14 protein-coding genes are annotated in these 14,328 nt (G+C 74.5%); 6 read left to right on the forward strand and 8 right to left on the reverse strand.

Annotation, left to right across the window (positions count from 1 at the left end; all coding sequences use genetic code 11):
* Nucleotides 1–100: 100 nt before the first annotated feature.
* From ACPC54_RS29760 to ACPC54_RS29770, 3 genes are read right to left on the reverse strand one after another with little or no spacing between them, the layout of a single operon-like run.
* Entirely contained in the window at nt 101–964 is an 864-nt protein-coding gene (locus ACPC54_RS29760; RefSeq protein WP_498969202.1) for a DUF4097 family beta strand repeat-containing protein, read from the reverse strand.
* On the reverse strand, nt 961–1,605 hold the full coding sequence (locus tag ACPC54_RS29765) for a response regulator (RefSeq protein ID WP_498969204.1): 645 nt from the start codon (nt 1,603–1,605) through the stop codon (nt 961–963). The genes ACPC54_RS29760 and ACPC54_RS29765 overlap by 4 nt, the downstream gene beginning before the upstream one ends.
* Complete coding sequence (locus ACPC54_RS29770) at nt 1,593–2,825, reverse strand: sensor histidine kinase (protein WP_498969206.1); 1,233 nt, start codon at nt 2,823–2,825, stop codon at nt 1,593–1,595. The genes ACPC54_RS29765 and ACPC54_RS29770 overlap by 13 nt, the downstream gene beginning before the upstream one ends.
* Before the next feature lie 440 nt (nt 2,826–3,265).
* On the opposite strand from ACPC54_RS29770, the gene ACPC54_RS29775 reads away from it, so the two are divergent.
* A complete protein-coding gene (locus tag ACPC54_RS29775) occupies nt 3,266–3,577 on the forward strand; it encodes a hypothetical protein (protein ID WP_498969208.1) in 312 nt (103 codons plus the stop codon).
* Complete coding sequence (locus tag ACPC54_RS29780) at nt 3,574–3,966, forward strand: hypothetical protein (RefSeq protein WP_498969209.1); 393 nt, start codon at nt 3,574–3,576, stop codon at nt 3,964–3,966. Before ACPC54_RS29775 ends, ACPC54_RS29780 begins: the two co-directional genes overlap by 4 nt.
* A 19-nt stretch (nt 3,967–3,985) precedes the next feature.
* Here the strand turns inward: ACPC54_RS29780 and ACPC54_RS29785 are convergent, their stop codons facing one another.
* Nucleotides 3,986–4,885: a helix-turn-helix transcriptional regulator gene (locus tag ACPC54_RS29785; protein WP_498969211.1), complete on the reverse strand. Its 900-nt coding sequence runs from the start codon at nt 4,883–4,885 to the stop codon at nt 3,986–3,988.
* Nucleotides 4,886–4,987: 102 nt separating this feature from the next.
* Here ACPC54_RS29785 and ACPC54_RS29790 point away from each other — a divergent pair, with 102 nt between their 5' ends.
* The 3 genes from ACPC54_RS29790 to ACPC54_RS29800 all read left to right on the forward strand — a co-directional run bounded on the left by ACPC54_RS29790 (nt 4,988) and on the right by ACPC54_RS29800 (nt 7,874).
* On the forward strand, nt 4,988–6,445 hold the full coding sequence (locus ACPC54_RS29790; protein WP_498969212.1) for an MFS transporter: 1,458 nt from the start codon (nt 4,988–4,990) through the stop codon (nt 6,443–6,445).
* Between the two features lie 70 nt (nt 6,446–6,515).
* On the forward strand, nt 6,516–6,872 hold the full coding sequence (locus ACPC54_RS29795; RefSeq protein WP_498969213.1) for a hypothetical protein: 357 nt from the start codon (nt 6,516–6,518) through the stop codon (nt 6,870–6,872).
* Between the two features lie 231 nt (nt 6,873–7,103).
* Nucleotides 7,104–7,874, forward strand: coding sequence for an alpha/beta hydrolase family protein (locus ACPC54_RS29800; RefSeq protein WP_498969214.1), 771 nt, complete (start codon nt 7,104–7,106; stop codon nt 7,872–7,874).
* A gap of 62 nt (nt 7,875–7,936) precedes the next feature.
* Here ACPC54_RS29800 and ACPC54_RS29805 read toward each other — a convergent pair whose 3' ends face one another.
* Nucleotides 7,937–8,770: an SDR family oxidoreductase gene (locus tag ACPC54_RS29805; RefSeq protein WP_498969216.1), complete on the reverse strand. Its 834-nt coding sequence runs from the start codon at nt 8,768–8,770 to the stop codon at nt 7,937–7,939.
* Between the two features lie 219 nt (nt 8,771–8,989).
* On the reverse strand, nt 8,990–10,225 hold the full coding sequence (locus ACPC54_RS29810; RefSeq protein ID WP_498969218.1) for a serine hydrolase domain-containing protein: 1,236 nt from the start codon (nt 10,223–10,225) through the stop codon (nt 8,990–8,992).
* A 224-nt stretch (nt 10,226–10,449) separates the two neighbouring features.
* Between ACPC54_RS29810 and ACPC54_RS29815 the strand changes: the two genes are divergently transcribed.
* Complete coding sequence (locus ACPC54_RS29815) at nt 10,450–11,175, forward strand: GbsR/MarR family transcriptional regulator (protein WP_498969221.1); 726 nt, start codon at nt 10,450–10,452, stop codon at nt 11,173–11,175.
* A 178-nt stretch (nt 11,176–11,353) separates the two neighbouring features.
* Here the strand turns inward: ACPC54_RS29815 and ACPC54_RS29820 are convergent, their stop codons facing one another.
* Together ACPC54_RS29820 and helR are read right to left on the reverse strand one after the other, a co-directional pair.
* Nucleotides 11,354–11,833 carry a ricin-type beta-trefoil lectin domain protein gene (locus tag ACPC54_RS29820; RefSeq protein WP_498969222.1) on the reverse strand — a complete coding sequence of 160 codons (480 nt, stop codon included), beginning with the start codon at nt 11,831–11,833 and terminating at the stop codon, nt 11,354–11,356.
* A 205-nt stretch (nt 11,834–12,038) separates the two neighbouring features.
* Nucleotides 12,039–14,240: an RNA polymerase recycling motor ATPase HelR gene (gene helR, locus ACPC54_RS29825; RefSeq protein ID WP_498969223.1), complete on the reverse strand. Its 2,202-nt coding sequence runs from the start codon at nt 14,238–14,240 to the stop codon at nt 12,039–12,041.
* Between the last annotated feature and the right edge of the window lie 88 nt (nt 14,241–14,328).

A 14,328-nucleotide genomic window follows, 5' to 3' on the forward strand; every position in this document is an offset into this window, starting at 1 on the left:
GTCGTCGGTCGCCAATGCTCCGCAGTGGCTCCCTCCTCCGCCTTGCGATGCACGCACCCCAACGCCGCGGCCTGATCCGACAAGATCCACAAGACACGCCCTAACCCGGGTCCGCGTGGGTCGGCGCGGCCGGAGCCTTCGGGACGTCGGAGCGGTAGCCGATGTCCAGCGAGCCCGAGTCGACGTCGGCTTCCAGGCTGTTGGGGCTGGTCGGATCCCCCAGGGCCGCGTCGATGCTGCTGCTGCCCGAACCCGTCCGGCCGTTGACCCGGTAGTGGCTGCCCTTCGGCAGGTACATGCTCACCGCGCCGGACGTGGTGCTCACCTTCACGTCCTGCGGCGCCGCCGCGAAGGACAGGTCCACCGCCCCGGAGACGCTGGCCACGTCCACCCGGGAGCCGGCGAGGTCGTGCCCCTCCACCATCCCGGAGACGGTGTGCGCGTGGACCGGGCCGGACACCCGGCGCAGGCTGATCGCCCCGGAGGCGCCGTCCAGCCGGACCTCGCCGGTGAGGCCCGACACCTCCACCGCGCCCGAGGTCACCGAACCGGAGACGGCGGTGCCGGGCGGCACCTCCAGCTGGACCGAGGCGCCGCAGTTGAAGAACGGCGCCGAGCGGTGGCACTCGACGGCCAAGGTCATCGTGTCGCCGACGACGTCCGCGCGCACGTGCGGTTCGGAGACCGTCCAGTCGATGTTCTTGCGCAGCACGACCGCGCCTTCGGCTCCCGCCTCGATCCGCACGGACGCGCTGCCCGTCGAGAGCTCCAGTTTGTGGATGGCGTTGGGGTACGTCGTCTGCTCGGTCCGCTCCTGCTTGGCCACCAGGGCCAGGGTCTGCCCCCCGCCCATGACCAGCACGAACACCACGATGAGCGCCCCGGTGATCCGCCAAGCCCGGCCGGACCGTGCGGGGGCCCCGCCCTCCGCGGCCCCGGCAGCCTGCGGGGTCCGCGCGCTCACGCGATCTCCAGGAAGCGCAGCACCGCCATCACCCGGCGGTGGCTGTCGTCGGCCGGCGGCAGGTCGAGCTTGGTGAAGATCGAGTTGATGTGCTTGGCCACCGCGCTGTCGCTGACCACCAGGGCGGCGGCGATGGCCGCGTTGGACCGGCCCTCCGCCATCAGGGCGAGGACGTCCCGCTCGCGCGGGGTCAGCTTCTCCAGCGGGTCCTGCTTCCGGCGCACCAGCAGCTGGGCGACGACCTCCGGGTCCAGCGCGGTGCCACCCTCGGCGACCCGCTGCAGCGCGTCGACGAAGTCGTCCACGTTGGCCACCCGCTGCTTGAGCAGGTAGCCGACGCCGCTGGTGTTGGTGGCCAGCAGGTCCGCCGCGTAGCGCTCCTCGACGAACTGGGAGAGCAGCAGCACCGCGACCTCCGGCCACTGCCGGCGGATGATCATCGCGGCCTTGACGCCCTCGTCGTGGAAGCCCGGCGGCATCCGGACGTCCGAGACGACGACGTTCGGGCGGTGCTCCTCGACGGCCGCCAGCAGCTCGGCGGCGTCCCCGACCGCGGCGACGACCTCGAAGCCCACCGCCTCCAGGACCTTGACCAGGCCGACCCTGAGCAGGACCGAGTCCTCGGCGATCACAGCACGCACGGCAACTCCACGGTGATGGTGGTGGGCCCCCCGAGGGGGCTGAGAACGGACAGGGTTCCGTCGACGGAGGCGGCTCGCTGGCGCAGACCGGTGAGCCCGGTGCCGCGCCCGGCGTCCGCGCCGCCGACGCCGTCGTCGGTGACGACCAGGCGCAGCTTGCCGCCGGCCGTCCGCGCCGACACGTCGACGGCGGAGGCGCGGGCGTGCTTGGCGACGTTGGTGAGCGCCTCGGAGACGGTGAAGTACGCGACCGCCTCGACGGTGGGGGCGACCCGCTCGGTCAGCTCGACGTCCAGGCGCACCGGCAGCGGGGCGCGGGCGGCGATGCCGGACAACGCCGCGTCCAGACCGCGGTCCTCCAGGACGGCCGGGTGCAGGCCGCGGACCAGGTCGCGCAGCTCGTCGATGGCCGCCTGCGCCTCCTCGTGCGCGGCGACGATCACCTGCATGGCGTCCGGCGGGCAGTCCTTGAGGGTGCGCCGGGCCAGGCCGAGGTTCATCGCGAGGGAGGTGAGGCGCTGCTGGGCGCCGTCGTGCAGGTCGCGCTCGATCCGGCGGCGCTCGGCGTCCACCGCGTCCACCAGGCCGGCCCGGCTCTCGGCGATCTCCTCGACCCGGCGCTCCAGCGCCTCCGCCCGGTTGGGCCCGAGCAGGACCTGCGCCGAGCGGGCGTCCAGCCAGGCGGTGAACGTGGCCAGCCAGGGCGTCACCGCCAGCAGCACCACCCCGACCACCGTGAACAGCACGTCCAGGCCGGCCAGTTGGGTGCGCAGCCCGACCTCCATCGGCAGCAGCCAGACCCAGGCGTAGAGGGTGGACAGCACCAGGGCGGCGCCCCAGAGGTAGACCACGCCCAGTGCGCCGACCGCGAGGGAGGGCCCGATCAGCAGGTGATAGGTGATCTGGCGCCAGTTCACGCCGAGCCGCAGCCGGCCCAGCCGCAGGAGCGTGGGCGCGCCGGCCGGCGGCACCTCCACCCCGTGCAGGGCGTGCAGCCGGCCGCGCTGGGCGTGGGTGAGCCAGCGGGTGCAGGTCAGCACGATCGCGAGGACCGGCGCCAGCAGCGACGGCGCGGTGACGCCCGCCCAGACCGGCAGGGCCAGCGGTATTCCGGCGGCTATGAGGCGCGTGTCGCGCCAGGCCTCCCGCGACCACGGTGGGCGCCGGAGGCTCCTGACGAGCGCTTCGCGCCACGTGGTGGAGGACGTGCTGGAGGACATGGCCGAAAGCCTAGGGCGCGGCGATCACCGGCTGCCATGAAGGGGGGTGCCGGGTGGGGGTGTAGCTAGCACCACCCCTGATTCGGGGTGCGGCACTACCGACAACACCCCGGCCCGGACGGGAGTCTTGACGGCATGACGAGCACCGCATCGCACTCCGCCACCCCGCCGCACGGGCGGCCCGTCCCCGGGGACCACGGGGGTGTCCCCGGGGGCGCGCTCCGTCCGGCCGCGGGGCCGGCGGGGACGCTGCCGGTCGGCACCGGCCCCTGGTCGGTCCGTTCGGTCGGCACCGGTGCCGCCGGCCGCGGCCGGGCCGCTCTGGAGCTGTACCGCGACGGCGAGTTGGCCGACGTCCTGGTCGCCGCCCGGCTCACTCCGGAGCTGCTGCGCGGCGCCTGGCGCGGCCCGGCCTGCCCGCCGGCGGGCAGGCCCGGCAGGTGTTCGCCTGGGGGCGGCTGGCGGCGGACGGCACGGCGCCCTCGGTGGTGTTCACCGGGCGCGGGCTGCTGCGGTTCCTGTGCCCGGCCCGGGCCGCCCGGTCGGCGCGGTGCTCGGTCGCGGCCGAGATGGCCACCGTCGTCGGGGAGTTCTGGCTCGCCTGGGCCGAGGGGCCGTTCGACGCGGTGCTGGTCGAGCACCCGGCGGGCCGGGCCGCCGAGCGGATGCCGCTGCGGCGGGTGCGCGAGCCGCGCGGGGCCGCGTCGCGCGGCTTCGAGGCGCAGGCCGCGCGCGTCGGGGGTGTCGCGTGAGCACCGCCGTCGCGTTCGCCGCGCCGTCCCTGCCCTCGCTGCGCGGGCGCCTCGCCAAGGTGCCGGTCGCGGCCGCCGTCGCGTTGCTGCCCTGGCTGCTGGTGCTGGCCGCCCAGCACGAGACGCCGTGGGTGGTGCTGGACCTGGTGGAGTTCGCCGCGCTGCTCTCGCTGGACGGGCTGCTGCGCCGGCGCAGCGCCGCCGCGCCGTGGGCCGCCGCGGTCACGGCGGCGCTGCTCGCGGCGGACGCGCTGGCCGACGTCTCGCTCGCCGGGCCGGGGCACGCGATCCTCACCGCGCTGGCGATGGCCTGCTGCGTGGAGCTGCCGCTCGCCGTGGTGTGCCTGCTGCTCGGGCGGGGCGTGCACGGCCGCCGGTTCGGCGGCTGAGTCGGCAGCGGCTCGGCGGCTACTTCGGCAGTTCGTCCATCAGGGCGCGGGTCTCGTCGTCCAGCGGGGTGTAGGCGACCATCCGGGTGCCGAGGCTCGGGCTGAGCCAGAAGTTGGTGTACTCGCAGCGCAGCAGGCCGACGCCGGGCACCTGGAAGCGCTTGACGCCGTTGGTCGGCAGCAGGACGTCGTGCCGCTGCCAGGCCTCCTCGAAGTCCGGGGACGCCTTGCGCAGCCGGGCCAGCAGCGCCTTCCAGGCGGGCTCCGCGCCGTGGTCGGCCATCGCCGCACGGAACCGGGCCACCATGCCGAGGCGTTCGGTGCGGTAGTCGATCAGCACCTCGCGGAACCGCGACGGCGTGAACGCCATCCACATCAGGTTCCGGTCCTCGGGCGGCAGTTGGTCCAGGTCGCCGATGAAGGCCTGGTACTGCGGGTTGGACACCAGGATCTCGTAGCGGGAGTTGAGCACCACGGCCGGGAACGGCGACAGCTGCTCCAGCAGGAGCCGCACGCCCGGCGTCACCGAGGGGCAGTCCTTCACCGGGGCCGGGTCGTCCGCGCCGGCCAGGGTGAACAGGTGGGCGCGCTCGCTCGGGTCGAGCAGCAGCGCGCGGGCCACCGCGTCCAGCACCTGGACGGACACCTGGATGTCCCGCCCCTGCTCCAACCACGTGTACCAGGTCACCCCCACCGCGGCGAGCTGCGCGACCTCCTCGCGGCGCAGGCCCGGGGTGCGGCGGCGGCCGGTCATCGGCAGGCCCACCTGCTCGGGCGCCAGGCGCTCGCGGCGGCTGCGCAGGAAGGCGGCCAGGTCGTGCCGGCGGGCCTCGTCGGGTGTCGGGCGCGGCCGGTTCCCCGGCTGCCGGGCCCCGGACTGCGGCGGACGGGCTTGCGCGGCCTGCGTCACGAAACTCATGCTCCCCAGGATGCGGTAGCGCGGAACCTGTTGCCAGGTACTTCTTATACCTGGATAACCACACTCTGGTACCAGGGTACGGCGTACCCGATCGTAGGACCCGTGACTCAACGACTCGCCGTCGCCCCAGCCCCGATCCGTCCGGCCGCCGCCGCTCCCGCCCCCGCCCGTACCGCCACCCCCGCCCTCGGCACCGCCGGGCTGGTCACCGTCCTGCTCGGGGCCTTCCTGCCGATGCTCGACTTCTTCATCGTCAACGTCGCCCTCCCCACCATCGACCACGACCTGGCCGCCGGGCCCGCCGTCCTCGAACTCGTCGCCGCCGGCTACGGCATCGCCTTCGCCGTCCTGCTCGTCCTCGGCGGACGCCTCGGCGACAACCTCGGCCGCCGCCGGCTGTTCATCACCGGCGCCGTCGCCTTCGCCCTCACCTCGCTCGCCTGCGGCCTCGCCCCCGACGCCTGGAGCCTGGTCGCCGCCCGCGCCGCCCAGGGCGCCTCGGCCGCCCTGCTGATCCCGCAGGTCCTCGGCACCATCACCGCCGCCACCACCGGCGCCCGGCAGGGCCGCGCGCTCAGCGTCTACGGCGCGGTCGGCGGGATCTCCGTGGTCATCGGGCAGGTCCTCGGCGGGATGCTGGTCGCCGCCGACGTGTTCGGCACCGGCTGGCGCTCGGTGTTCCTGCTGAACGTGCCGTTCGCCCTGCTCGCCGTGGTGATGGCCGTCCGGTACGTCCCGGAGAGCCGGGCCGAGCGGGCCGCCCGGGTCGACGTGCCCGGCACCCTGCTGCTCACCGCCGCGCTGCTCGCCCTGCTCGTCCCGCTGATGGAGGGCCGCGCGGCCGGCTGGCCGGTGTGGTCGTGGGTGCTGCTCGCCCTGTTCCCGGTCCTGGCCGTCGCCTTCGCCGTCGTCGAGCGCCGGGCCGAGCAGCGCGGGGACACCCCGCTGGTGCCGCCGTCCCTGCTGCGCATCCCCGAGATGCGGCGCGGCCTCGGCATCGCGCTGCCGTACTTCGCCGGCTTCGGCGGCTTCATGTTCGTCATCGCCGTCGCCCTGCAGCAGGGCCTGCGGCTCGGACCGGTCGCGGCCGGCTGGGCGCTGGTGCCGATGGCGGTCGGCTACTTCTCCGCCTCGCTGGCCGGGCCCCGGCTGATCGGCCGCTGGGGCAGCCGGGTGCTCAGCGCCGGCGCCGTCGTCCAGGCCACCGGCCTGGCCACCCTCGCCCTGACCGTCCTCGCCGACTGGTCGCACTTCTCGCCGCTGCGGATGGCCCCCGGCGTCGCCCTCGCGGGCATCGGCCAGGGCCTGATCGGCACCCCGCTGTTCCGGGTCGTCCTCTCCAAGGTGCCCGCCGCCCGGGCCGGCGTCGGCAGCGGCGTCCTCGCCACCGGCCAGCAGTCCAGCCTCGCGCTGGGCGTCGCGACCCTCGGCACGCTCTACCTCTCGCTCTCCCCCAGCCTCGGCATGGACCGGGCGCTGGCCCTGTGCCTGGGCATCCAGCTCACCGGGTCGTTCACCGTCCTGTACCTGACCACCCGGCTCCCCCGCTCCATCGGCTGAGCCGCACCGGGGTGACGGCCCCGAACGCCCCCGCGACCGGCCCTCCCCGGGCGGCCGCGGGGGCGTTCCCGTGCGTCGGGGTTCAGCGGCGCAGGCCGTCGAGCCGGTCGCCGACCAGGCCGCGGACCGTCCCGGCGCTCTCCACCTGCGGATTGTGGCCGACGCCGTCGAGCATCGCCGCCACCCTGCGCAGACCGCCGTCGCCGACACGGCGGGCGCCGGCGCGGCCGGCGACCTCGCCCAGTCGCTGCTGGTCACCTGCTGGAACCTCGGCATCGCGGTCGCCGCGCCGGCCGGCGGCCTCCTCCTCGACCACGGCGGCCCCGGCGCCCTGCCCTGGGCCGCCCTCCCCCTCCTCGCCGCCGCCCTCGCCGTCACCGCGGCCGCCCGCCGCCACGGGTTCCCGCCGGACGGGGCGGGGCGGTAGCCGGGCACCCGGCCTGACGTGCGGTCATGGGGCGGCGGGAAAAGGGGTGGAGGCGTTCCGGAAGAGCTGCTAGCTTTTCCTCGTCCGTGAGACAGACCCAGGAGGTGAGACCCGTGAACGCACAGACGACGTGGGTGCTCCCCCTTCCCATCACGGCCGGCCGATAGACGTAGGTATCGCCGGGGAGCGCCTGACCACCAACGCAGGCTTTCCCGAAAAAGGGTGATTCCTATGTCCTCCAACCTCTTCCGGTTCACCGCCCAATCCACGACGAACGGCGTCCGCGAGCGCGACTTCACCGTGGGCGGCGTCCCCGGTGTCCTCTGGTCCCCGGCCGCCGGCGCCGACGGTGCGCCCCTCATCCTGATGGGCCACGGCGGCGGCAACCACAAGAAGCACCCCGCGATGACCGGCCGCGCCCGGCGCCTGGTGCTCGGCTGCGGCTACCACGTCGCCGTCCTCGACGCCCCCGGCCACGGCGACCGTCCCCGCGACGAGCACGACGAGGCCGAGATCGCCGTCATGCAGGAGGCGATGGCGACGGGCGAGCCGGTCGGCCCGATCGTCGTCCGGTACAACGACCACCTCGCCGAACTCTCCCTGCCCGAATGGCAGTCCGCGCTCGACGCCCTCCAGCGGCTCCCCGAGATCGGCACGGCCGGCCCGGTCGGCTACTGGGGCATCAACATGGGCACGGCCATCGGCATACCGCTCGTCGCCGTCGAGCCGAGGATCACCGCCGCCGTCTTCGGACAACACTGGCCCGACACCCTCGCCGACAAGGCCCGCCGGATCACCGTCCCCATCGAGTACGACGTCCAGTGGGACGACGAGCACATCCCGCGCGAGGCCGGCCTCGCCCTGTTCGACGCCTTCGCCTCGAAGGAGAAGTCCCTGCACGCCAACGCGGGGCGCCACAAGGAACTCCCCCGCTTCGAGGCGGACAGCGCCGTCCGCTTCTTCGCCCGCCACTTCGGCCGGGCGAACGCCGGGGCCGCCTGACGGCAGCCGCCGCCCCGCACCGGAAGTCGACGGGATCGACTTCCGGTGCGGGGCGACGGCGCCTACCCGGGCAACCCGGCGCGCAGGAACTCGCGGGCGCCGCGCAGGCGGGTCCGCAGGATCCGCTGCGTCCGCGCGCTGTCCAGCCGGACGTCCAGCGCCGCCGGGGCGCCGCTGTCGGCCCGGCGGCCGGCGGCGAGCCCCGCGGGGTCCAGCCCGTCGCGGGCGGCGACGAGCAACCCGAGTTCGTGCCGGCTGAGCGCGTCCGGCCCGGCGAGGTGGTGGATGCCCGAACGGTCCGAGGCGCCCAGTTCGAGCAGGGCCCGGGCGAGGTCCGCGACGTGGACGGGGCACCGGACGTCGTCGGTGAACAGGACGCCGTCCCGCCGCCCGGCGGCCAGGTCGTGGATGAACGCCTCGTGCGGGGAGCCACCGTCCCCGATGATCAGCGAGGTGCGGGCGACGACCGCCGCCGGCGCGAGCAGGCGGATCGTCGTCTCGGCACCGGCCTTCGCGGCGCCGTACGGGGTGATCGGATCGGGAACGGCGGATTCGTCGTAGCGGCCGTCCGCACCGGAGAACACGGCATCGCTGGACACGTGCACCAGCCGGGCGCCGTACTGGGTGGCGGCCACCGCGAGCCGGATCGCGCCCTCCGCCGTGATCGCCCAATCCGTCTTGCTGGCAGCCGCGTTGACGACCACGTCCGGCCGGCGCTCCCGCAGGACCCGGGCGACCGCCTCGTCACGGCGCAGGTCCAACGGCACCCAGCGCGCCCCGGGCACCTCACCCGCCCGACTGGCGTAGGTCGCCGTCACGGCGTACCCGCCCGCCACCGCCTGCCGCGTCAACTCCCGACCCAGGAAGCCACTTCCACCCACGATCAGAATGTCCATGATCAGTCACGGTACGGGAACCCCGGCCCGGCCGGGCCGGACCGCCATGGATATCCGGGCAGCGGTGGGAAGGTTCCGGTCACGCTGTCCGAAGAACGACCGGCCCCGATCGGGCCGGCCGCGACCGCCACGGCTCCGGGCCCGCTATGCGGGCCCCGGGCCCGGCCCTTGGAGTGCTCCGCCCGGGCTAGCACGTCGCGCCCGGGCCCGCGGGCCGTCTCAGGAGGCGGCGGCCGGGCAGAACTCCGCCTCCAGCTCCTTGGTGAAGACCCCGATCGGCGAGCCCAGGCTGCCCTTGGCCCAGTCGCCGTTCACCTCGGTGGAGAGCAGGTGCCGGCCGTCGCGGCTCCCGAAGGTGTACGACCAGGAGCCGTCGATCGCGCCGCCCATGCCCCACACCGTGCCGCAGGACAGCTTCTGCGAGGCGACGCCCAGGCCGTACTCCGTGTCCGGGATCCAGTTGCCCTGCGGGTCCACGGTGGTGAACATCTCGCGCTGCTGGGCGGGCGGCAGCAGCCGGCCTTCGAGCAGGGCGCGGAAGAAGGTGTTCAGGTCGCCGCTGGTCGAGATCATGTCGCCGGAGGCGTACCCCCAGGAGGGGTTGAGCTCGGTCACGTCGTAGATCGGGGCGGTCTCGACGTCCTTCGCCATCAGCTGGGAGTAGTGGCGGCCGTGCGGGCCGTGGATGCGCATGTCGCCGGCGGCCGGCTCGTAGGTGCTCTTGAGGTGCAGCGGCTTGGTGATCCGGTCGGCGATCTCCTGGGCCAGGCCGCGCCCGGTGGCCTTTTCGACGATCATCCCGGCGAGCGCGTAGTTGGTGTCGGAGTAGGCGAAGCCGGTTCCCGGGGCGAACACCGGACCGTTGGCGACGGCGACCTCGACGAGCCGACGCGGCGTGAAGTCGTCGAACCGGTGCTGCAGGAACGGCGTGCCGATGAAGTCGCCGCTGAGCTGCGGCGCCCCGGCGTAGTTGAAGACGCCGCTGGTGTGGTTCAGCAGCTGACGGACGGTGATCCTGGAGCCGTCGTAGCCGTGGCCGTCCACCAGGCCGGGGAGCCAGTGCTCGACGCTGTCGTCCAGGCTGAGCCGCTGCTCGGCCGCCAGCTGGAGGACGACGGTCGCGACGAAGGTCTTGGTGGTGCTGCCGATCCGGAACCGGTCCTTCGCGGCGATCGCGCGGCCGGTGTCCAGGTCCGCGGTGCCGGCCGTCCCGAACCAGGTCGAGTCGCCGTCCCGGACCTCGGCCCGCGCCCCCGGCAGGCCGCCCTCGGACACCGCGCGGTCGAGCACGGCCTGGACGCCGACGTGCTCGCCGCCCCGCGGGCCCTCGGCGGCGGAGGCGGCGGAAGCGGCGGAAGCGGCGGAGGCGGCCGGGGCCGGAGCGGCCGCCAGCAGGGTGCCGGCGATCGCGGCGGTGAGCGTGGCGGTGAGCGCGGCGCGGACGGTGGTCTTCATGGTGGTCTCCCCCTGGGTCGGACTCGTGTTTCGCTTCGAGGAAAACACTAGGCCGGTGTTCGCCATCCCATCAATTCCATGAGCAACTGTCAGGCGAGAACTCCCAGGTCATAGACGGAATTTCCTTGCAATGACCCTGCCGACTAATGCAATGAGTGCGATCCCAGGCTGTTGCAATGGAATCGGGGCCGGGCGCATACTCGGCAGCGACGAGAGGAGCGCCCGTGCCAGGCGCCAGGCTGACCCAGGAAGAGCGCCGGCAGATCGCCGCCGGCCTCACCGCCGGGCTGGGCTACGGGGAGATCGCCCGGCAGCTCGCCCGCCCGACCTCCACGGTCACCCGCGAGATCGCCCGCAACGGCGGCCCGTCCGGCTACCGGGCGGACAACGCGCAGCGCGCCACCGCCCGGCGCTCCCGGCGCAGCAAGGCAGCGGCGCCCCGGGTGCCGGAGGGCAGCGCGAGCACGGGCGACGGGCGCGACCCGGCCGCGGTGGAGGAGTACGCGACGCGGCTCGCCGAGTTGCTGGCCCACCTCGGCATGCCCCGCATGGTGGGCCGGGTGCTGGCGTGCCTCTACGTCACCGACTGCGGCAGCCTGACCGCCGCCGACCTGGTGCAGCGGCTCGGGGTGAGCCCGGCGTCGGTCTCGAAGGCGATCGGCTACCTGGAGGTCCAGGAGCTGGTACGGCGCGAGCGGGACGAGAGCGGCCCCCGCGAGCGGTACGTCGTCGACGACGACATCTGGTACCGGGCGATGCTCGCCAGCGCCCAACGCAACGCCGCGCTGGCCGAGTTCGCCCGCGACGGGGCGGACCTGCTCGGCCCGGCCACGCCGGCCGGGGCGCGGATGGCGCAGGCGTCGGTCTTCCTGGAGCTCGCGGGGACGGACATCGTCCGCGCCGTGCGGCGCCGGCGCCGCCGCCGGCCGGACGGGGAGACCGGCGCCTGACCGGGACGGCCGCCAACTTCAGGAGCCGGGCGGTCGGTGCGTCGGTCGGCCGACCGAGCCGACACCCCGCCGGGCGACAAGGGGCCGCGCCCGGGGCGGTTTCCGTCCCGGGCGCGGCGGTGGAGCGTCAGTGGCGGTGGAGTGTCTGTGGCGGTGGAGCGTCAGCAGCGGCGGGGCATCAGGCGTTCGCCAGGCTGATCTCGTCGTTGAAGATCACCCAGTGCTGCCCGGGGTCGGTGGTGTCGCACGGCTTGGTGCCGACGTTCGCGGTGCCCCAGGCGTTCGCGAGACAGTAGGCCGGGGCGAAGGTGAGGGAGATCTGCTGGCCGGTGACGGTCCAGTACTGGCCCATGTCGCCGGGGTCGCACGGCTTGGTGCCGACGTTCGCGGTGTTCCAGACGTTCGCGAAGCAGTACGCCGGCGCGTTCGAGAGGGAGATCCGCTGGCCCGAGAGGGACCAGTGCTGGCCGGCGTCACCGGCGTTGCACGGCTTCGTGGAGACGTTCGCGGTGCCCCAGGCGTTCGCCAGGCAGTACAGGTTGGGGGTGCGCACCGACCGGTGGGCGGTGTCGGCGGCGCCCGCCCCGCCGGTGGGCAGGAAGGAGGCCGTGAGCGCCAGGGCGGCGACGGCGAGCGTCTTGCGGAGTGCGATTGCCATGCGGCGGTCTTCCGTTCTCGCTGCGGACGTGCGGTTCCCCTACGTCCAGGTGGTGTGTGCGCAGCCCAGGCCCGAGTGCAGAGCAATTGGTAGCACCGATCGCCGACGAACTAACGGACCCGGGCGGCGGGTTCACCTGAACGGGTCGCCGCGGTCGCCATGGTCGCCATGGTCGCCGCGGCCGCCGCGGCCCAGCCGCGCCGCCTCAGCAGCGAGCCCCGGCCCCGCCGGGCTCCAGCACCACCAGCCGCTGCGTCGCCCGCGTCATCGCGACGTACCGGTCGACCGCGCCCTCGATGCCGTCGCCGAACGCCGCCGGATCGACGACCACCACCAGGTCGAACTCCAGTCCCTTCGCCAGCGTCGGCGTCAACGACCGCACCCGGGCCCGCTCCTGGAACCCCGGAGCGCCGATGACGCAGGCCGTCCCCTCCGCGTGCTCGGCGAGCCACTCGGCCAGCACCGCCGCCAGCTCGCCGGTCTCCCCGTGCCGCACGGGAATGCCGCTCCGGCGGATCGACGTCGGCACGTTGGCGTCCGGCAGCGCGACCCGCACGGCGCGCTCCGCCTCCGTCATGACCTCCTCCGGCGTACGGTAGTTGACGGTGAGCGAGGCGAGCTGCGTCCGGTCGATGCCGGCCCTCGCCAGCCGTTCCTCCCACGACTCGGTGAAGCCGTGCCGGGCCTGCGCCCGGTCGCCGACGATGGTGAAGCTGCGGGACGGGCAACGCCGCAGCAGCAGCTGCCACTCCGCGTCGGTGAGCTCCTGCGCCTCGTCGACCACGATGTGCGCGAACGGGCCGTCCAGCGCGTCGAGTTCGTCACCGGGGAGGGCCGACTCGTCGACCAGGGTGTCCCGCAGGTCCTGCCCGCGCAGCATGGTGACGGCGCCCTCGCCGTCGTCGTCCGCGGCGATGATGTCGCCGATGACGTCCGCCATCCGCTGCCGTTGCGCCTCGGCGGCCGCCTCCCGCCGGCGCTTCCGGGCGGCCGCGTCGGGGTCGCCGAGGCGGTGCCGGGCGGCGTCGAGCAGCGGGAGGTCGGAGACCGTCCAGGCGTGCGGGGCGTCCTTGCGCTGGAGCCGGCGCACGTCGTCCGGGCCGAGCCAGGGCGCGCACATCCGCAGGTAGGCGGGCACCGACCAGAGGTCGCCGACCAGTTCGGCGGGCTCCAGCATCGGCCAGGCCCGGTTGAGGGTGGTGGCCAACTCCCGGTTCTGGCGCAGGGACCGGCGGAACAGCTGCGGGGAGACCTCCTCCTCGTCCGCGCCGTCCAGCTTCTCCCACAGGATGCCGGTCAGTTCCTCCCAGATCTGCTCGCGGGCCTCGTTGTGCGGGGTGCCCGGCTCGGGGGCGGCGAAGGCGTCCGCCCAGTCAGCGGGGGTCAGCGGCAGGTCGGCCCAGTACGTCTCGACGGTCATGCCCTCGGCGGGCGGCTCCTCGTACAGCCGGACGGCCCGCTCGATCGCCTCCGTCGCCATGCCGGTCGAGGACTTCAGCCGGGCCACCTCCCGGTCCGCCTCCGGCGCCGCGCCCGCGCCCTCCGGGACGAGGTCGCGGACGGTGCACGTCCGCACGCCCTCCTCGCCGAGGCTCGGCAGCACGTCGGCGACGTACGCCAGGTACGGCTGGTGCGGGCCGACGAACAGCACGCCGCCGCGCCGGTGGCCCAGGCGCGGGTCGGCGTACAGCAGGTACGCGGCGCGGTGCAGGGCGACGACGGTCTTGCCGGTGCCGGGGCCGCCGTCCACCACCAGGGCGCCGCGCGAGCCGGCCCGGATGATCGCGTCCTGGTCGGCCTGGATGGTGGCCAGCACGTCCCGCATCCGGGGCGAGCGGCTGGTGCCCAGGCTGGCGATGAACGCGGACTGGTCGTCCAGCGCGGCGTGGCCCGCCAGGCCGTCCGCAGTGAACACCTCGTCCCAGTAGTCGGTGATCCGGCCCGCCGTCCAGCGGTAGCGGCGGCGGCTGGCCAGGCCCATGGGGTGGCCGTGGGTGGCGGCGAAGAACGGCTCGGCGGCCGGGGAGCGCCAGTCCACCAGCAGGCGGCGGCCGTCGCTGTCGGTGAGGCCGAGGCGGCCGATGTAGACCGGTTCGGCGCCGCTCCCGGCGACGCCGTCGCCCTCGGTGACCACCCGGCCCAGGCACACGTCCAGGCCGAAGCGGCGCAGGGCGCGCAGCCGGGCGGACAGCCGGTGCACCTCCACGTCCCGGTCCATCGCCGCCCGGCCGAGACCGCCCGGCGCGCGGCGCAACACGTCCAGTTGGTCGGACACTTCGGCGATCGCCTCCGCCAGGGCCCGCGCGACGGCGGCGAAGTGCCGTTCGTCGGCGGCGGTCAGCGCCGGGTCGGCCTTCGCGGACAGGCCGGCGGGGAGGGCGAACACGCTGGTCGCGAGGGGGTTCATCACATCAGCTCCGATCTCAGGCCAGCGATTGTGCGCCCCCGAGGGGGCCTTGCCGCAAGGCCCCCCTTGCGGTATATCTTTTTAATGG

It is taken from the genome of Kitasatospora sp. NPDC094028 (assembly GCF_049543595.1).
GTDB lineage: Bacteria > Actinomycetota > Actinomycetes > Streptomycetales > Streptomycetaceae > Kitasatospora.